The 19173-nt window shown below is 37.3% G+C and carries 13 protein-coding genes; 8 read left to right on the top strand and 5 right to left on the bottom strand.

Translation table 11 applies throughout. The features are described from left to right. Together sdhA and AACY61_RS00430 are read right to left on the bottom strand one after the other, a co-directional pair. Positions 1–1197 (bottom strand): succinate dehydrogenase (quinone) flavoprotein subunit (gene sdhA, locus AACY61_RS00435; RefSeq protein ID WP_339609090.1); only part of this gene is annotated, 1197 nt, incomplete at its 3' end. Between the two features lie 7 nt (positions 1198–1204). Beyond that, positions 1205–1879 (bottom strand): succinate dehydrogenase cytochrome b subunit, encoded by a 675-nt coding sequence (locus AACY61_RS00430; RefSeq protein WP_339609088.1) that lies wholly within the window; start codon positions 1877–1879, stop codon positions 1205–1207. 392 nt (positions 1880–2271) lie between these two features. Between AACY61_RS00430 and AACY61_RS00425 the strand changes: the two genes are divergently transcribed. Continuing rightward, complete coding sequence (locus tag AACY61_RS00425; RefSeq protein WP_339609086.1) at positions 2272–4497, top strand: T9SS type A sorting domain-containing protein; 2226 nt, start codon at positions 2272–2274, stop codon at positions 4495–4497. Between the two features lie 160 nt (positions 4498–4657). Further along, positions 4658–7579, top strand: coding sequence for a proprotein convertase P-domain-containing protein (locus tag AACY61_RS00420; protein WP_339609084.1), 2922 nt, complete (start codon positions 4658–4660; stop codon positions 7577–7579). A gap of 51 nt (positions 7580–7630) precedes the next feature. On the opposite strand, the gene AACY61_RS00415 is transcribed toward AACY61_RS00420, so the two are convergent. Continuing rightward, positions 7631–7972, bottom strand: coding sequence for a hypothetical protein (locus tag AACY61_RS00415; RefSeq protein WP_339609082.1), 342 nt, complete (start codon positions 7970–7972; stop codon positions 7631–7633). Between the two features lie 98 nt (positions 7973–8070). Here AACY61_RS00415 and AACY61_RS00410 point away from each other — a divergent pair, with 98 nt between their 5' ends. Next, positions 8071–10335 (top strand): T9SS type A sorting domain-containing protein, encoded by a 2265-nt coding sequence (locus AACY61_RS00410; protein ID WP_339609080.1) that lies wholly within the window; start codon positions 8071–8073, stop codon positions 10333–10335. 58 nt (positions 10336–10393) lie between these two features. Here the strand turns inward: AACY61_RS00410 and AACY61_RS00405 are convergent, their stop codons facing one another. Then, on the bottom strand, positions 10394–13777 hold the full coding sequence (locus AACY61_RS00405) for a hypothetical protein (protein WP_339609078.1): 3384 nt from the start codon (positions 13775–13777) through the stop codon (positions 10394–10396). 195 nt (positions 13778–13972) lie between these two features. On the opposite strand from AACY61_RS00405, the gene AACY61_RS00400 reads away from it, so the two are divergent. The 5 genes from AACY61_RS00400 to AACY61_RS00380 all read left to right on the top strand — a co-directional run bounded on the left by AACY61_RS00400 (position 13973) and on the right by AACY61_RS00380 (position 18621). After that, positions 13973–14737: an exodeoxyribonuclease III gene (locus AACY61_RS00400; RefSeq protein ID WP_339609076.1), complete on the top strand. Its 765-nt coding sequence runs from the start codon at positions 13973–13975 to the stop codon at positions 14735–14737. Positions 14738–14766: 29 nt separating this feature from the next. Continuing rightward, positions 14767–15390 (top strand): ElyC/SanA/YdcF family protein, encoded by a 624-nt coding sequence (locus AACY61_RS00395; RefSeq protein ID WP_339609074.1) that lies wholly within the window; start codon positions 14767–14769, stop codon positions 15388–15390. 3 nt (positions 15391–15393) lie between these two features. Further along, positions 15394–16347 carry an OmpA family protein gene (locus tag AACY61_RS00390; protein WP_339609072.1) on the top strand — a complete coding sequence of 318 codons (954 nt, stop codon included), beginning with the start codon at positions 15394–15396 and terminating at the stop codon, positions 16345–16347. A 164-nt stretch (positions 16348–16511) separates the two neighbouring features. After that, on the top strand, positions 16512–17546 hold the full coding sequence (locus AACY61_RS00385) for an aldo/keto reductase (protein WP_339609070.1): 1035 nt from the start codon (positions 16512–16514) through the stop codon (positions 17544–17546). A 70-nt stretch (positions 17547–17616) separates the two neighbouring features. Next, positions 17617–18621 carry a metal-dependent hydrolase gene (locus tag AACY61_RS00380; RefSeq protein WP_339609068.1) on the top strand — a complete coding sequence of 335 codons (1005 nt, stop codon included), beginning with the start codon at positions 17617–17619 and terminating at the stop codon, positions 18619–18621. A 3-nt stretch (positions 18622–18624) separates the two neighbouring features. Here the strand turns inward: AACY61_RS00380 and AACY61_RS00375 are convergent. Beyond that, positions 18625–19173: TRCF domain-containing protein (locus AACY61_RS00375; protein WP_339609067.1), on the bottom strand; the 549-nt coding region annotated here is incomplete at its 5' end.

Genomic DNA, 19173 nt, shown 5'->3' with positions numbered 1-19173 from the left:
AACCACTTCAGTTCCTAATTTCTTGACCAGTTTTGCATCATTTTCATCCAAATGTTTGACTCTGGCTTGTTCTTTTCCGTAGCGTTCTATCGCTGCTGCGAAATCAAGATACACGGCCTCCCCGGTTTTATTGACACCAAAACCGGCATCACAACGCTCTTTGGCAGCTCTGGAAGCCACATCACGTGGCACCAAATTTCCGAAAGACGGATATCTTCTTTCCAAATAGTAATCTCTGTCTTCTTCCTTTAAATCGGTAGGTTTTAATTTTCCTTCTCTGATGGCCTTCGCGTCTTCCAGTTTTGCAGGCACCCAGATTCTACCATCGTTTCTTAAAGACTCAGACATCAACGTCAATTTTGACTGATGGTCTCCCGAAACGGGGATACAAGTTGGATGAATTTGAGTATAACAAGGGTTAGCAAAATAAGCACCTTTCTTGTGTATTTTCCAAGCAGCAGTTACATTACTTCCCATGGCATTGGTGGAAAGGTAAAATACATTTCCATAGCCTCCGGTTCCAAGCACGACTGCGTGTGCTGAATGTCTTTCAATTTTGCCGGTAATCAGGTTTCTGGCGATGATTCCACGGGCCTTTCCGTCAACGATTACCAGATCGAGCATCTCGTGGCGGTTGTACATTTTTATTTTTCCACGGCCTATTTGACGGTTCATCGCAGAATAAGCACCCAGTAAAAGTTGTTGACCAGTTTGTCCTTTGGCATAAAACGTTCTGGAAACCAAAACACCTCCAAAAGAACGGTTATCAAGTAGACCACCATATTCACGGGCAAAAGGTACCCCTTGCGCCACACACTGGTCAATAATATTAGCAGAAACTTCGGCCAGACGATACACGTTTGCTTCGCGAGAGCGGTAATCGCCTCCTTTTACGGTGTCATAAAAAAGACGGTATGTTGAGTCGCCATCGCCCTGATAGTTTTTTGCGGCATTGATTCCGCCTTGAGCGGCAATGGAGTGTGCACGACGGGGCGAGTCCTGAAAGCAAAATGCCTTTACGTTATAACCCAGCTCTGCTAAAGTTGCTGCAGCAGAACCTCCGGCAAGACCGGTTCCCACAACGATGACATCAATGTTACGCTTGTTGGCGGGATTTACCAGATTGATTTTATTTTTATGATGGGTCCATTTTTCGGAAATTGACCCTTCGGGTATTTTTGAATCTAAAGTTGCCATAAGACGATTACTGATTTAAATGGTGATACAACGCAATGAAAATAAATCCAAGAGGAATGATGATGGCATAAGCGGTGGTAAACCCTTTTAAGGCTTTTGAATACTTGTTATTAAACCCAATCGATTGAAAAGAGGATTGAAAACCGTGTAAGAGGTGCAAGGCAAGGAATACAAAACCTAGCACGTATAAGGCGGTTCTCCAAAGCGGTTCAAAAGCATGCACAACGTGGTCATAATAACGGTAGTTTCCGGCGGCGTCGAGACCACTCATATCGCCTTCAATAAATTTAATGTTGATTTCGGGTACCCAAAAATCAATGAAGTGAATTACCAAGAAAATTAAAATAAAACCTCCGCTATAAATCATATTGCGCGACATCCAGCTGGAGTTAGCACTTCCGTTGTATTTAGCATATGAAACGGAACGCGCATTTCTGTTTTTAATTTCTAGAATAAAACCCATGATGAAGTGGAATAAGACTCCAAAAATCAAGATGGGTTGCGCTACATATTGAACCAGAGGATTGGTTCCCATAAAGTGTGACAACTCATTGAAAGTTTCTTCGCTGAAAACAGAAGTTACATTGATAAAGAAATGCTGTGCAAGGAAGATGACCAAAAAAAGGCCGGACAACGCCATTGCAACTTTTTTTGCAATAGATGATTTTAAAGATCCGCTCATTTGAAGTTATTTAGCAATACGATTTACAAAAATACGATGATGGTAACTTATCTACAAGCTAACAAAGGGTTAAAGTTAGCTATTTAGAATGGTTATAAAGAGATGGTAGAATAAGAGTATTCTTATTTAACATTGGGTTTTAAACCAATGTGATTTAAAACTCTTTCAACCCTTCTATTTTATTAATTCCTGATTTGATACACTTTTATGAATTGATTCAAATGATGGGTTAAGAAATGAAATTTTAATAATGAGCAACATTGATAAAGATGAACTTAAAAGCTGTTATCTTAGCGATTTAATGCAAATTTTTTTTATAAATCTTTAAATAATGTCTATTTTTAGGCCCATATTTATTCAACTCAGTAATTACTTAACTTAAACAAACACTTATGAAACTTAAAAATTACCTAAGTTTAATTCTTTTGATTTGCACTGTAAGCTTTACAAACGCACAAGAAGAGCCCAGACATAAAGCCACAGATTATGGTTTTTATGCTTCCCCAACATATGTACCCAGTATTGCAGAACAAATGCGGAATGGCACTTTTATAGAGGGTTTAAGCGGTCGTGAAGGCAGAGAGCAAATCGATGGGCCCGAAGTAAACCCCAAACACAAACATGTAAACAATGTTATTCCAGGAAAAGGACTTCCTGCTGAAGGACAGGGAGACCCATTGGTTAGAGCTGTTGAAAATGCATTAAAATACCCAGGTCGTGATCCAATTAACGTGAATCCTAATGCTAACAATGGACCTTCATTTACACCTACTGACCCTACAATAACTGTAGGTCCAAATCACGTAATAGCAGGTTGGAATGTTGGGTTTAGAATTTTTAATAAAGACTTGACTCCAATTACTAACTCTGCATCTCTTAACACAATTTTCAGTGGAACAGTAATAGGGGATCCTATCTTTCTATACGACCATGAAGCAGATAGATTTGTGATTACTGAATTTAGCGGTTTAGGAGCAGGTCCAAATGGGTTTAAAGTTGCTATATCTGAAGGACCAGACCCCATCAATGATGGATGGTTTGTATATCAAGGGCAATTTAATACCGGACAGTTTCCTGATTATACAAAGTTTTCAATTTGGCATGATGGATATTATGTAACAGCAAATATTGGCAGTTCAAATAGGTTATTTGTAGTTGAAAGGGAAAAAATGTTATTAGGTGAACCTGCTCAATTTCAATCATTCCCATTACCAGGTATTGTAACATCAGGGTTTTACAGTCCTCAGGTTTTAAGTGTGTTAGGAGATGATCTTCCTGAGACTGAAGCCACAGTAGTTTATCAGCAAGATGATTCTTGGGCAGGAGTAGCTTCAGACCATGTAAAACTATGGACTGTTGATATTGATTGGAATGTTCCTGCAAATTCAACTATTTCGTCTGCTGTTCAGCTACCTGTCGCTCCATTTAACGGTGTTTTCAATGGCGGTAGTTTTTCTAATTTGCCACAGCCAGGAGGTGGACCTGCAATTGACGCCATGCAAGCAACTATAATGAATCAAGCACAATTGCGTAAATTTCCGACTTATAATTCTGCTGTATTTAATTTTGTAGTAAGAGTTAATGCCAGCGGAACAAACCAAGCCGGAATACGCTGGTATGAAATACGTCAAGATGTTGGAGGAGGGGCTTGGACAATTCACCAAGAAGGAACTTACACTTCCCCTGGAGAAAAAAGTGCTTTCAATGGAAGTATGGCAATTGATGTTGATGGAAATATAGGAATGGCTTATTCTACAGTTGGAACAAGAGACGAACAGGAAAGAATTGCGATTAAATATACCGGAAGACTTGCAAATGATCCGCTTGGAGACATGACAATTGCAGAAACTGAAATAGGCTTAAGTACTGCAAACAACACAAATACACGTTATGCCGACTATTCACATACCGTGATTGACCCGTTAGACGGTTTAACCTTCTACAACAATAATGAGTTTTTTAACAATAACAGAAGAAACATCATTAGTTCTTTTAAAATCGCTCCTAATTTTGATAATGATTTAGGGGTTGTTCAGATAGTGACACCTGTAAGTGGTCCTTTGACTGATGAAGAGGAAGTAACTATAACTATCAGAAACTTTGGAACCCAAGCTCAATCAAATTTTGATGTTTATTTCAATGTTGACGGTGGTGCTAATGTTACAGAAACATTTACGGGAACCCTAGACCCACTTGAAAATGTTGAGTTTACTTTTACAGCTACTGCAGACCTAAGTACAGCGGGGGAAACTTATTCTATAACTGCAGGAACCGACTTGTCGGGAGATGAAGACCCAGGCAATGATGAAACAACCAAAGAAGTTGAAAATGAAACACTGAACATTAACGATATTCCACTTGAAAATGCCGATTTGATTGTTTTAAACCAAGGAGACAACCAATTTGAAGCAATTTTAACTTCAAATCAAATTATAGAGGATAAAGTGTTTATTGAGGTTTATAATGTAAGTGGTCAAGTGATTGCTTATAATTTATTAGACAACAATAATGGAACATATAGCTATACCTTAAATATGTCTTATGCGGCTTCCGGAGTATACCTGGTAAGGGTTGGAACTGATTCAAAAGGCTTGGTAAAAAGAATTATTGTGAAATAATTTTCTTTATAAATTCAATCAATAATAAATACAGGCCGTTATAAAATAACGGCCTGTATTTATTATTGTAAAAAAGGGTAAATACTTTTAACTTATGAAAGATGTTTAAAACATAAAAAAAAGTTAAATTTACAATCAAGTAAAATTAAAACCAAAATTTATGAAATTACATTATTTATTTGCTTCACTGCTTTTGATACTATCAATATCAATTCAAGCACAAGAAAACGAGCCAGCAGGCCCCTCGCACATTGGAACAATGACTATGCAATATGTTCCATCAATTGCATCACAAGGGGATCTTTTACCCTCTAGAGAAAAGGTGGGTGGGCAAATTGAAGATGGAAGAGCTTTTCCACATAAAGTTCTCATTGGAAAAGACCCTCAGATTGAGGATGATTACTTTGTAAGAAATGCTCATCAACTAACGCAATCTATTCCCGGCAGACAACCTGACCTAGTTTTTGATGCGTATTCTTCGGCATCTCAACCTACTGATCCAGACCTTGCAGTTGGGCCAGACCATGTGGTTGTGACTTTTAATACTGGGTTTAGAATATTTGATAAGGAGGGGAATCCTCTTACAGGTCAAATTGCGCCAAACCCCACGATATTTCCAAATGGGGGTTGTTGTGACTTAACTGTTTCGTATGATAGTGCGGCAGACAGATGGGTAATTAGCTTTTTGGGTGGCGGAGCTCAAATTGCTGTTTCAGAAGGACCAGATCCAGTTAATGACGGATGGTTTAATTATAATATCCCACAAATTAATGACTATCAAAAACTCTCAGTATGGAGTGATGGTTACTATATGACTGATAATACAGGATCCAATAACAAAGTATGGGCACTTGAGAGGGATGCCATGCTAGCTGGAGATACTAATGCTCAGATAATTGGATTCAATTTGCCAGGAATTGTCACGAGTGGTTTTTATAGTCCTCAGGCACTAAATGTCACTAATAATGATATGCCTTCAGCAGGTAATGCAACTTTTGTCTATTTACAAGATGATGCTTGGGCAGGTGTGTCTGAAGACCATATTAAACTTTGGAGTTTAACAGTTGATTGGGATACACCAGGAAACTCAGTGATGAGTGCACCTGTTCAATTAACCACTACACCTTTTATTTCGGTTTTTGACGGAGGAAGCTTTTCAAACTTAACACAGCCTAGTGGGGGGATAGCCATTGATGCCCTTCAGGCAACAATCATGAACCAAGCTCAATTCAGAAAGTTTGGCTCACACAATTCGGCTGTTTTCAATTTTGTTGTTGATACTGACGCCACAGCTGGTGAACTTGCCGGTGTAAGATGGTTTGAGTTAAGGCAAGATGCAGATGGTGACCCATGGACAATACATCAAGAGGGTACTCATATCTCAACTGACGGAAAACACGCATGGCATGCAAGTTTAATGATGGATGCTTCTGGAAATATTGGGATGGGATATTCCGGAATGGCTGGTCCTACTACACCAAACCCAACAGACTTTAGAGTTAGCTCTTATTACACCGGAAGATTCGCAAACGACCCATTGGGAACTATGACAATTTCGGAAGAATTAATTGCAGCAGGTAACGCCAATATTCCAGGCTTAAGATATGGTGATTACAACAAAATTGATGTGGATCCAGATGATGATAAAACATTTTGGTTTATTAACGAATATGTTAATAGCGGTAGAAAAGGTGTTGTTGGAAGGTTTAAAATAGCACCCGATTTTAATGATGATTTAGGGGTTGTTGCAATTAACACTCCAGTTGATGGGGCACTTACTAACAATGAGGAAGTTGAAATCACTTTGTTCAACTTTGGTTTAGACACCCAAACAAACATTCCCGTTAGTTTAACACTTGATGGAACTGTCATTGCTAATGAGGTTGTTGCCGGACCATTGGAGTCTTCAAACTCTATTAACTATACCTTTTCTGCAACACTTGATTTATCAAATGAAGGACAAACTTATGAGATAGTAGCTTCAGCCAATTTATCCGGAGATGAAGATTCATCAAATGATAGTACAACTAAAAATGTAACTCATATTTTTGCAAATGACATAGGTGTTTCAGAAATAACAAGCCCTGAAAATGGTGAAGGTTTAGGAAATGAATCTGTTACTATTGTTATTGAAAACTTTGGAACAGCAAGTGCGTCAAATTTTGATGTTTCTTATTCTATTAATGGAGGTACAGCAGTTGTTGAAACTGTCAATACAACAGTAAATCCTGGGAATAGTATAAACTATACATTCAATGCATTAGCTGATATATCAAACCCAGGCACTTATGAATTTGAATCATCCACTCTCTTAGGAAGTGATTCAGACAATAGTAATGATAGTTTAACAAAAACAGTTGTAAATCTATCCTGTAGTTCTGAAACAATTTCTCCCAATACACCCATTGGTCCAAATGCAGGTGCTGTTAATTCATCTATAGTAACTTTTACGGAAGACTTTATTGTAAACGATGTTAATGTTACAATTAATGCAACTCACACTTGGGTTGGAGATTTGGATATAAAGCTTGTTGGTCCAGATAATACTGAAGTTGTTTTGTTTGACAGACATGGTGGAAGTGGAGATAACCTAACGAACACAACATTTGATGATGAGGCTACTACCCCAATAGCAAGTGGCACACCACCTTATTCAGGAACTTTTAGACCAGATGGATCTTTAGCAGACTTTAGCGGAATAAACTCAGCTGGAGACTGGACACTTGTCATAACTGATAATGCAGGTGGTGATGGAGGTACATTGATCAACTGGACACTTCAATTGTGTGGTGATCCAAATTTAAGCATTGGTGATAACAATCTTGATGGAACAGAGCTCTTGATTATCAGTAAAGGAGATAAACTTTTTGATGTTTTATTGCCAACGACTACAGATTATGACAGATTAAATATTACTGTACATAACATGTTAGGTCAAAAGCTATTTAGCAATGTGCTTAAAAATGAAGAAGGCACAGGGTATAAATATGAACTGGACATGTCTTATGCAGCTTCTGGTGTTTACTTAGTGAGAATAGGAAATAAAGAAATAGGAAGCGTTAAAAGAATAATAGTTAAATAACCAACCTGTTTACAACTATTTTAGGGCTGTCAAGTTTTTGGCAGCCTTTTTTTATTGTCGTTTTTCAATTTCAATGATCTCTACAGGAGTAGCTTTGTCACATCTGTTAGCCATTCTTAATGGCCTGTAGTTAACCCATATTTTTTCTTGATTCACTTTAAAAGTTTTTTCTAAATTAATTGGATCTAAAAGATAATCAACCCCTTCAACAGAAAGTGTAAAAGGGCAAACTTTTTCATTTTCAGAAAATATGACAACTGCTTTTTGAAAGCCTTTTTCTATCATCTTAGTTTCATTTATTGAACTTTCTGTTTCTGAAGATTTTTTTGAGCTATTACAAGAAATCAAAAGAATCAAGAAGAAAAAGAGGAAAGATTTTATTATTAAAGTCATAATTCATATTTTTATAATGTTGAAAATTAAGCATTTAAAATTAAAAATGTTTAAAATTAGCATCAAAATTAACAATAATTTAATTAATTAAACAAAAAATGAAAAAAACACTATTGTATTTGTTTTTGTGTTGCACATTTATCGTTTCGGCACAAATAACCAACGAAGGAACCCCTGAAAGCTGGAAATTAAGCAATATTAAAAACATAGAAAGCATTAAAATGCCAAAATTTGATCTTCAGGCGATGCAAGCAGAAGATGCTATTTACGATGGGCAAGGCGACAGACCTTGGCGATTTGGAAAAGAATTTATTGTGAACCATACTCTTGAAAATTCAGGGGAGTGGACAACCCTTGACAATGGAGATCGTATCTGGCGAATCAGATATCAGTCAGAAGGCGCAATTACTATGAATTTTCTATTTGAAGATTTTTACATGCCAAGAGGTGGAAAAATTTACTTATATAATAATGACAAATCAGATTTATTAGGTGCCTATGATCACAACCAAAATAATAGCGAAAGAACATTAGGAACTTGGCTTGTAGACGGTGAAGATGTCTGGATTGAGTATTATGAACCTGCAAAAGTAAAAGATCAGGGAATCCTTCAAATTGGAAAAGTTGTTCATGGCTATAGGTCACAAAGCAATTTTGCTGTTGAAAAAGGGTTGAATGACTCAGGCGATTGTAATCATGATGTTGATTGTCCTATTGGTGAATTTGAAGACCTTAAAAACCACAATAAAAAAGGGGTAGTCATGCTGTTGTCAGGATCCAGTGGATTTTGTTCAGCATCATTAATCAATAACACATCCAATGATGGAACACCATATGTTTTAACAGCAAACCATTGTTATAGCAACCCTGCTACTTGGGCATTCAGATTTAACTGGATAAGCCCAGACCCCATTTGTGCATCAACTCAAAACAGCACGAACGGTCCAACAACACAAACAATGAGCGGTGCTACCTTAAGATCTAGAATTGGACCATCAGATTTCTGTTTAGTTGAAATCAATAACCCAATTCCCGGTGGCTGGGATGTTGTTTGGAACGGTTGGGATAGAAGTGATGATATTCCTGCAAAAACCTGGGGAATACACCATCCATCCGGTGATATTATGAAAGTTTGTGTTGATGACAATGCACCCGGTCAACTTACACAAAATGGAAATGAACCTGTTTGGCGGGTTTTTGACTGGGATTTAGGCGTTACTGAGGGGGGTTCTTCCGGATCACCACTCTTTGACCCTCAAGGAAAAATTGTTGGACAACTCTGGAGAGGGGCTGCAGCCTGTGCTGGAACAAATGATAATAACCAATGGGATGAATATGGCCGTTTTGGAAGATCCTGGGCAGATGGAGCAACAGCTGAAACCCGTCTTGAAGATTGGCTCGACCCTGATGCAACAGGACTAGTTACAATTGATGCAAACCCACCATTTGAAGTACTTGCCTATAATGCAGGAATCTCAGTTAGTAATGTAGGAGCTTTATTATGTGACAATGTAATTGAGCCTGTTATTATTGTTAGAAACTTAGGTTCTGAAACCTTGGTTTCAGCTGACATTGAATATGGACTAGAGGGAACTAGTCTAACGCAAATTGAGTGGACTGGAAGTTTAGAAAACGGAGAGCAAGAAGAAATTATACTAGATGCAATTGCCATCAATGAAAATGGGACCTTTACTGCAATGCTTGAAAATCCTAATGGACAACCCGATGAATTTCCTGGTAACAATGTGTCCAATGTGAGCTTTGAAGCACCAGATGAGTTTATAACACCAGAAGTTAATTTAACAATTGTACTCGATGATTATCCAGAAGAAACTTCTTGGGAGTTTGTAAATTCTGCAGGGACAACCTTGTATTCCGGGGGTCCCTATCCAGGTCAAGATGGGCAAACCATAGAAGAAACCTTTATTCTATCATCAGACGATTGTTATACTTTTACAATCATTGATGAATTTGGAGATGGTATTTGCTGTGGTTTTGGAAATGGTAGTTACTCTCTTGAAACTGAAGATGGAACAATCATTATTGAAGGAGGTGAGTTTGAATCTTCAGAATCGGTTACTTTCAGCAACTTTAGTGTTTTAAGTACTTCAGGGAACCAGCTTTCAACACAAGTTTCTTTATATCCAAATCCTTCTGAAGGTATTGTAAATATTACAAATACTTCAGGAAGTAAATTAAATTTTGAAGTGTTTAACGTCTTAGGACAAGTAATCACAAAAGGAGACAATGAAAACAGCATCTTTACATTTGATTTAACAAACAACGCTACCGGCTTATATTTTGTAAAATTAACAGATGAAGTTAGTAATAGTACAATTACTAAAAAGTTGATTTTAAAATAACTTTTAAAATCATACAGTTAATTAAAAGGCCTCAATTTTTTGAGGCCTTTTTTTATTCCTAAAAATAGGCCTTCAATTGAACAGTACCTGTGTGGATGGTGTTTGATGTTTCACTTTTTCTCCCGAAATAAGAAAGGTTGGCGTCAAGGTATTTGGTGATGCTTTTTTGAAAAAGCAAGTTCCAGGTAAAGTTTTTATCAGGTTGCAAACCTTCCAGCATTTGAAAAGCGACAGGTGAAAAAGCACTTCCGGAAAATTCATTAGAAATATAATTGAAAGTACCATTGATTGAATAATTTTCAGATTGGTTATAAGTAAACTCTGCACCTATTTTTTGTTGTTTTAAAACTTCGCGTTCACCGATAAGGTTTTCCTTGTTTGAAAACTGATAGAGTAAAGAAAATTGAGCATTTTCTGAAAACAAATAAGAAATTTTAGGCGCCAGTTCATAACTTTCAATGGTAAAGTTTCGCTGGTTAAAATTTTCTGAAGAAGTGTAGTTTTCACTAAACTGTGATTTGAGGTTTGCCAACCAGTTTTCTTCAAATTTGTGACTAAAATTTAATTGATGACTTTCCAATGCATTTTTTTGCAATCCTACTGAAAGCAAATTATCAGCCTTTGAATTTGTATAGGTATAACTTGTTGTGAAGTGTTGTTTACCACGGTTGAAAAACAATATATTTCTAAAATTTAAAGCTAGTCCCAACTGGGTTTCTTCATTTCCACTAAATGGGTTAAAGTCCAGTTTATTTCCTTGACGAAGGGTTTTTCTGTCTATCAGGTAGGAGGTTTGATTGTAGAATTTTGAAAACAACTTTTTTGTTGATTTGTCCTTGAAAAAATTACCGGGATTTATGGTTAAAACTTGTCCAAACTTGTTCTGGTAAATTTTCACAAATACCTGATTGGGGAGTAAAACCCTCACGAATATTGCTTCATCAGGAAATTGTGCTATTTCAAATTCCTCCAGATCCTGAATTCCATTTTCATTATAGTCATTCCATACATGTGTTCCCTGACCTGGCTCAACTTCCACGAAAGTAAATTCTTGTTGAGGAAGAACACCACTATTGGTTTCAAAGGTAGAATTCCATTGCAAGGCACCATTCCATAAACGCTGATTCAACAAAATTCGGCTGGTGAGCGATTGATCCAACAATTCCCTTTCACCAAAATCATCTTTCAATTGTCTGTAATTTGCAAAAACCGACAGTTGAGTGGTTTCAGATTGAACGAGTTGTGATTTTAAATAATACGTGTTGGATTGGCTTACCTGTTGTAATTCATTTTGCCTGACACTGTCATTGACCCGTTTTCTATACCCTATTTCAACAAACACAGAGGTGCTGTCGCCTATACCTAAATAGCTTTCATAGGCATAAAACTTTTGACTTACAGGGGTAAGGCTGTCTTGAGCCAATATTCGTTGATTGTTGTCTTCTTTAGCGAATTTAGCACCCACCCATACCTTGTTAAAGTCATAAACAGCATTTGCATTGATACGTAGGAAGTTAGATTTTTGGTTTTCTCCTGAGTTGTTTAATAAGCTTCCATAAATATTTGTTTTTAGTTTTCCCAGACTTCCAGAAGCATTTAGCACGTGACGACTTCCGTCAAAATTCTCTGAATAATCCAGTTTTTGAAACTCATAAGTTGCTTTTCCAAGGTTGGCGTCAGCTATCTGCAGACCAGTAATAATCAAACTTTGACTGCCTTCAGGGTTTTCAAGACTCCAATCACGATTAAATTCAACGTCATACAGGCGTTCAATGGTATTGAAGTTTTGGTCAATATAATCGGCGTTTAAATAGCCGTTTACTTGAAGACCTTCTTCCTGACCATATATTTTTTGCTTTGCTTGAAATTTTAATGCAAAACCATTGTTGTCTTCATTGTCAATGTTTGAAAATAAATTTAAGTCTTGTTTAGAAGCAGCAAGTTCAAATCCAACACTTGTTTTTTCGCTCGGTCTATAGCTTCCCTGCACTCCACCCACTTGCAATTGGGTGGGAGCAAAAAGCTGAATGACAGGCTTATAGTTTCCTTGAGGCACCCCATTTACAGGTGGAACAAATTCAAAAATCCTGCTAATTGCTGAATTGTCAGAAACTATGTAGTTACCCTGATTCTCACCAACAAGAGTAAACCTTACACGAAATAATTCATCATCAGGATTGTTAGAAAATACAAAGATTTCCTGACCCTCAAACAAGTCTTTTTTATATAAAATTTTATTGTCAGAATAAGATTCAGGTACTGCGGAGGGTGCAACCATTTCTTCAGGGTCATCTCCAGCATTTTGAAGGATTTGCACCTGTTCTTCAGATAAATTTTGTTGTAAAGGCTGGTTTTTCAAATCACTTTCAATATATCCATAGGCTCCTATATCCAGTTTTTCTGAGGAGTAATTTCCTCCACCATAGCCAATAAACCGGGTGTAATTTCGATCAGAGTATTGGTATTCAACCACAATGCGCATTTCTGAAGTAACCGGAAACGTATTGTTAAACCTTACTTCCCCGGCATTGTAATCAATTACATAGTCTGCATTTTCACCGCGCTCAAGTAATAGTCCGTTTACATAAACACGTTCACTTCCTGAAATGATTAATATAAATAACTCGCCATTTGGACCTGATAACTTATAAGGTCCCTGGTTTCCTTCCTGACCCTCAAAACGGCTTCTGGCAAAAATTCCTCTAACCACCCCGCCCGAGAGGAACATTGTGGTTTCAGACTCATTTCCCTCTAGGGCTCCTGTAACTGATAAGCCTTGAATTTTTTTTTGAAATCGGGCAAAATAACTGGTCTGATTTTCCAAATCAATATCACCAGCTCTGATGGTCCATTTATCACTGAAAAGTTCAATAAATATCTGATCAAATTCATTTAAACTTTGAGAATAGCCACCTTCCTGAACCGGAATGTTTGCATCTTGAATAGAAGCTCTAATGCCGACCCGGTCACTCAATTTTCCAGTGATTTGTAAATCCAGTTCAGAATTTACTACCGCATTTTGATTGTTGCCAATAGTAATACCCCTTGAAATACTACCATTTGAATTCAATCCTTCAAAGGGCACAAATGTATTTGAGCGATTTGATTGCTGCAATGAGTACAAACGATCCATTGCACCCGTCTTTTCTGAAATAATTGATGTGTCCAGTAAAGAATATTTTTTGGTTAAAAATCCGGGGTAGTTTAAATAGTAAACTTGGAGAGAATCTTGGGAGCGCTGAAGCTCTTCAGACAAATACATCACGGCAGTTTCAAAATTCACCTGATATTTTGTAGAGTCAACAATGTTATTGTCTTTATCCAGCAAAGAAAAACGAGCGGGGTTGATGCTTACCGAGTCAAGGACAATGGAATCTTTTACAGCAACCTTTACATTGCGGTAATTAAGAGACTCTTCCTGCGATATGCAAAAAAAACCCAAAAATAAAAATACGGTTAAAACTCGGAATTTCATCAATAACTTAAACTGAAAGCATGGCTATTTATTTTAATGATAAATGTATAGAAATCTTTATTTATATGTTTCAGGGAAAGTCCCTGACTTTATTTATTTTAGCACAGTGTAATTTTAAGGGTTTTAAAATTAAGAAGCCTATAAAAAACTGAAATTAAACTCATGAAAATCGTATCCTACAATGTCAATGGAATTAGAGCAGCAATCAACAAAGGTTTTTTTGAATGGTTGAAGCAGGCAAATCCTGATGTAGTGTGTCTTCAGGAAACAAAGGCACAAAAAAACCAGTTGGAACTTGCTATGTTTGAAGATGCAGGCTATGAGTACAATTATTGGTTTTCTGCAGAAAAAAAAGGATATAGCGGAGTGGCAATTTTGTCAAAAAGAAAACCCAACCATATTGAGTATGGCACCGGAATAGACTATATGGATTTTGAAGGAAGAAATATCAGGGCTGATTTTGATGACATTTCTGTGATGAGCATGTATCTTCCCAGTGGGACCAATGATGCACGTTTGGGCTTTAAGTTCAATTATATGGATGACTTTTTGGAATACTCCAAAGACCTTAGAAAAGAAATTCCTAACCTGATTGTTTCCGGAGATTACAACATTTGTCACAAACCCATAGACATTCACGACCCCATCAGAAATGCTAAAGTTTCGGGCTTTTTACCTGAGGAGCGTGAGTGGCTGGGTCGATTTATTGATAGTGGTTTTGTAGATTCTTTTCGGGAATTTAATCAGAATCCACACAATTACACTTGGTGGAGTTACCGTGCCAACGCCCGCAACAATAACAAAGGGTGGCGCATCGATTACCATATGGTCACCCAACCCCTACAAGAAAAGCTAAAACGCGCCGTTATATTACCTGAAGCCAGACACAGCGACCACTGTCCGCTGCTGCTGGAAATTAAGAGGTAATCATGAAGCGAACACCTTCTTTTAACAAAATGAGCTATGCCATTTCTTTGGCTATTTTAGCTTTGGTTGCAGTTTTACTTGTCTCAGATGTCATAATATCAGCCTATTCTAAAGATAAAACTTTTGATGATTCTGCTTTAATTCCAAAAAATAAAGTAGGGATTGTATTGGGAACATCCAAGTATCAAAAAGGCGGAACAATAAACTTATATTATCAATACAGGATTGACGCTGTTATAGAATTATTCCATTCAGGAAAAATTGATTTTATACTTATTAGCGGTGATAACAAACATCAAAGTTATAATGAGCCTCAAACTATTAAAAACGATTTAGTAAAAAAAGGTATCCCAGAAAATAAAATCTATCTTGATTATGCGGGTTTTAGAACCCTAGATTCAATGGTAAGGGCCAAAGAAATATTTGGTCAGGAAAGCATCACAGTTGTTTCACAACAATTTCACAATGAAAGGGCAGTTTATATAGCAGAAAAAAGAGGAGTTAAAGCAATAGGTTACAATGCAAAAGATGTTAATTTGCGGACTGGATTCAAAGTTAAATTAAGAGAATATTTTGCACGTGTTAAGGTTTTTTCAGACTTATTAATTAGTAAACAACCACATTTTTTGGGCGAACAAATTGAAATCAAATAAACTATGAACAAATTAATCTTCACCTTCGCAGCTGTTGTATTATCATTAAGCTCATGCGTATCTTCAAAAGTGTTTGAAGACTTAAAAGCTGATTATGATGCGCTTAAAACTGAAAACAAAGAGCTAATGGCTCAACTTAACAACAATAAAGGAAATGCAGACCGATATGCTTTACAAAATCTTCAAAGTGATTTTGAAAAGTTAAAAGCTGAAAGAGACCGTTTGGCACTTGACTATGCTGCTACTCAAAACAACCTCAAACGACTGCAGGACTCCTATGATGCCTTGGAAGCCAACAGCTCTGAAAACTTAACATCAAACCTCGAATTAAATCGCACATTACTCAGCCAACTTGAAGAAAAAGAACAAGCACTGGCAGCCGAACAAACCCGCCTTGAGCAAATGCAAAGCGATTTAAATGCACGTTCCAGGCGTGTAGATGAGTTAGAAGGTATCATTGCGGCCAAAGAAGCTCAAATGAATAATTTAAAAAATGCCATTTCTGCAGCCTTAACAAATTTTGAAGGTAAAGGTCTTACCGTTGAGCAGCGCGATGGGAAGGTGTATGTTTCTATGGAGAACAAACTCCTTTTTGAAAGTGGAAGCTGGGCTGTAAACACCAATGGGCGTGAAGCGGTTGTCCAGTTGGGGAAAGTTCTGGCTCAAAATCCTGAAATTGCTGTGTTGATTGAGGGCCATACTGATAACGTTCCTTACGGCGGTAACGGTCCTCTAAAAGACAATTGGGATCTTTCAACCAAAAGGGCTACAGCCATAGTGACCATACTCACCGAAAACCCGACTATTTTAAAAGAGAACCTTACAGCCGCCGGAAGAGGAGAATTTACTCCCATTGCTTCAAATACTTTAGCTGAGGGAAGAGCTAAAAATCGAAGGATCGAAGTGATTTTAACACCAAAGTTGGATGAAATCAGTAAGTTGTTAAATGATTTATAGCCGGTTAGATTAAGTTTTTTCAACCTGTTAATGAAGTCATAAGCTTCGTAAATTTATTGCCAATCTTTATTAGTTTTGTTATGAAAAAATTATTGAATATTACATTTGAACTAAGATTAACTTAAAGAGGTTCCTTTCGATAGCTATCGGGACGGGAATTTATTATGATATACAAAATAATCCCCAACACAGATTTGAAAGTTAGTGAGCTTTGTCTGGGCAGCATGACCTGGGGTCAGCAAAACACACAAGATGAAGCATTTGAACAACTTAATTTTGCAATCAATAAGGGGGTGAATTTTATTGACACAGCCGAAATGTATTCCATTCCGGGTCGAAAAGAGACACAGGGAAATACAGAAACTATTATCGGAAACTGGTTAGCAAAAACCGGCAACAGGGATAAAGTAATTATAGGCACTAAGGTTGCCGGACCCAACCGTAAGTTTGACCATATCAGATCACCCCTCGATTTTTCAAAAGCCTCGCTCAACGATGCCGTCACTAAAAGCTTAAAACGTCTCCAAACTGATTATATAGACCTTTACCAGTTACATTGGCCTGAACGTAATACAAACTATTTTGGACAACGGAATTACAGCCACCGGGAAAATGAAAACTGGCAAGACAACATCGCCGAAGTTCTCCATAACCTCGAGCATTTTGTCAAGGAAGGTAAAATACGTCATATAGGTGTTTCAAACGAAAGTCCGTTTGGGGTGATGCGCTATGTTGAAGAAGCCCGAAAGGGAAAACGCAAAATCGCAAGCATTCAAAATCCCTTCAGCTTGTTAAACCGAAAAGATGAAATCGGGATGACTGAAGTCTTGCTTCGTGAGAACATAGGCTATCTGGCTTATTCACCTTTGGGCTTTGGACAACTCACCGGAAAATATTTGGAGGATACTCCGTCAAATACCAGGGTGACGCTTTTTCCCAATTACAACCGCTATCACAAAACCAATAGTTTTATTGCAACCCGAAAATACAACGAACTTGCAAAACAAAACGGAATCTCATTAACCCATATGGCTTTGGCATTTGTAAGACAGCAACCTTTTGTGACCAGCACAATTCTCGGGGCAACTTCAGTAGAACAATTAAAAGAAAACATTGCAAGCAAAGATGTGCTGCTTTCAAAAGAAATTTTAAAGGAAATCAATAAAATTCACGAAGAAATACCCAATCCGGCTCCGTAAAGAAGTTTTGAGAGGTGATTTTGAATACAAACTTAACCATTAACAAATAGGCATTAACCATCACCAACAAATGGATTCATTAACACAAATCGTTTTAGGGGCTACTGTAGGAGAAGCGGTTTTGGGCAAAAAAGTGGGCAATAAAGCGATGCTTTACGGTGCTATAGCCGGCACAATACCAGATTTGGATGTGCTTGCAAACCTTTTTACAGATACCATTACAGCGATTGAGATTCATCGAGGATTTACCCATTCCATTTTCTTTTCTGTGTTGTTTGCACCCATTTTGGGGTGGTTGGTTTCCAAGATTGAAAAAAAATCTGGAGTGGGATGGAAAGGCTGGAGTTGGCTGTTTTTCTGGACTTTGATTACACACCCTGTTTTAGATGGCTTTACTACTTGGGGAACCCAATTTTTCTGGCCCTTTGAATATCGGGTAGCTTTTAAAAATATTTTTGTGATTGACCCCCTATACACAATTCCCTTTCTGTTTTTTCTGGTTTTGACGATGTTTCAGAAAAGAAGTTCACCAAAACGACAAAAGTACAATCGTTTGGGGTTAATTGTCAGTAGTTGTTATTTGATTATAACATTGGTTTTGAAAGGTGTTACTTATCAAAAATTTACAAATGCCCTACAAGAACAAAATATCTACTATAGGCAAATTCAAACCAAACCGGCTCCTTTAAATGCAATATTATGGACAGCCAATGTGGAAACCAGTGATGCTTTTTTAATTGGTGACTATTCACTGTTTGACACACAACCAATAACTTTTTATTCATTTCCAAAAAACCATCATTTGTTGGGTGATTGGATTCATAAACCAAACATAAAACGACTCATAAAGATTGCAGAAGGGGGTTGGTTTACAATCTCTAAAAAAGAGGAGAACCTTTTTTTTAATGATTTGCGATTTGGGTTGTTGAATAATGATCCTGAAAATCCTGAGTTTACATTTAGCTATAAATTAATTGAAAAAGAAGGAGTTATTTATGCCGAAGAAACTGAAAAAAACCGTGAAGATGCTCAAAAGTTAATGGCTGAACTTTGGGAAAGAATAATGGGGAATTGATTTTTAAAACCGCTCCAACACCTTCAACGCCTGCTTCACCGATTTTACATGCTCAAAACTCAACAACAACCGCAATCCTGTACGGGTTTGTTTTTCCTTGATTTTTACAAGACCGGATTGTGACTGCACAAATTGCAATACCTTTTGAAACGCCTCACTCTGATAAAACCCGGATTGCTGGTCTGCAATAAAGTAACCTACAAACTTGCCCTGCTTCATCACCACACGTTCCAAGCCCATTTGTATGGCAATCCATTTTATCCGAACGCTGTTCAATAAGTCTATCACCTGAACCGGAAGTTCACCAAAACGGTCTTCGAGCTCCTTTTCAAATTGCTGTAAGGCTTCTTCGGTTTTTAAATCGGAAAGCTTGTTGTAAAGATTGAGTCTTTCGGTAATATTATTTACATAATCATCGGGGAACAGAATTTCGAAATCGGTATCAATGACAGTTTCCTTGATGTATTTTTTATCTTTTTCATCTTTGTAAAGGTCTTTAAACTCTTTTTCTTTGAGTTCTTCAATGGCTTCGGCAAGGATTTTCTGGTAAGT

Origin of the sequence: uncultured Planktosalinus sp., from assembly GCF_963973675.1 — a bacterium.
Lineage (GTDB): Bacteria > Bacteroidota > Bacteroidia > Flavobacteriales > Flavobacteriaceae > Planktosalinus.
Note: the sequence above shows the minus strand (reverse complement) of the source record. Positions and strands in the feature narration are given on the sequence as shown.

Excerpts from the sequence above, each read along its gene's own strand:
- AACY61_RS00430 (WP_339609088.1), bottom strand. The coding sequence starts at position 1,879 with ATGAGCGGATCTTTAAAATCATCTATTGCAAAAAAAGTTGCAATGGCG.
- AACY61_RS00425 (WP_339609086.1), top strand. The coding sequence starts at position 2,272 with ATGAAACTTAAAAATTACCTAAGTTTAATTCTTTTGATTTGCACTGTA.
- AACY61_RS00420 (WP_339609084.1), top strand. The coding sequence starts at position 4,658 with ATGAAATTACATTATTTATTTGCTTCACTGCTTTTGATACTATCAATA.
- AACY61_RS00415 (WP_339609082.1), bottom strand. The coding sequence starts at position 7,972 with ATGACTTTAATAATAAAATCTTTCCTCTTTTTCTTCTTGATTCTTTTG.
- AACY61_RS00410 (WP_339609080.1), top strand. The coding sequence starts at position 8,071 with ATGAAAAAAACACTATTGTATTTGTTTTTGTGTTGCACATTTATCGTT.
- AACY61_RS00400 (WP_339609076.1), top strand. The coding sequence starts at position 13,973 with ATGAAAATCGTATCCTACAATGTCAATGGAATTAGAGCAGCAATCAAC.
- AACY61_RS00395 (WP_339609074.1), top strand. The coding sequence starts at position 14,767 with ATGAGCTATGCCATTTCTTTGGCTATTTTAGCTTTGGTTGCAGTTTTA.
- AACY61_RS00390 (WP_339609072.1), top strand. The coding sequence starts at position 15,394 with ATGAACAAATTAATCTTCACCTTCGCAGCTGTTGTATTATCATTAAGC.
- AACY61_RS00385 (WP_339609070.1), top strand. The coding sequence starts at position 16,512 with ATGATATACAAAATAATCCCCAACACAGATTTGAAAGTTAGTGAGCTT.
- AACY61_RS00380 (WP_339609068.1), top strand. The coding sequence starts at position 17,617 with ATGGATTCATTAACACAAATCGTTTTAGGGGCTACTGTAGGAGAAGCG.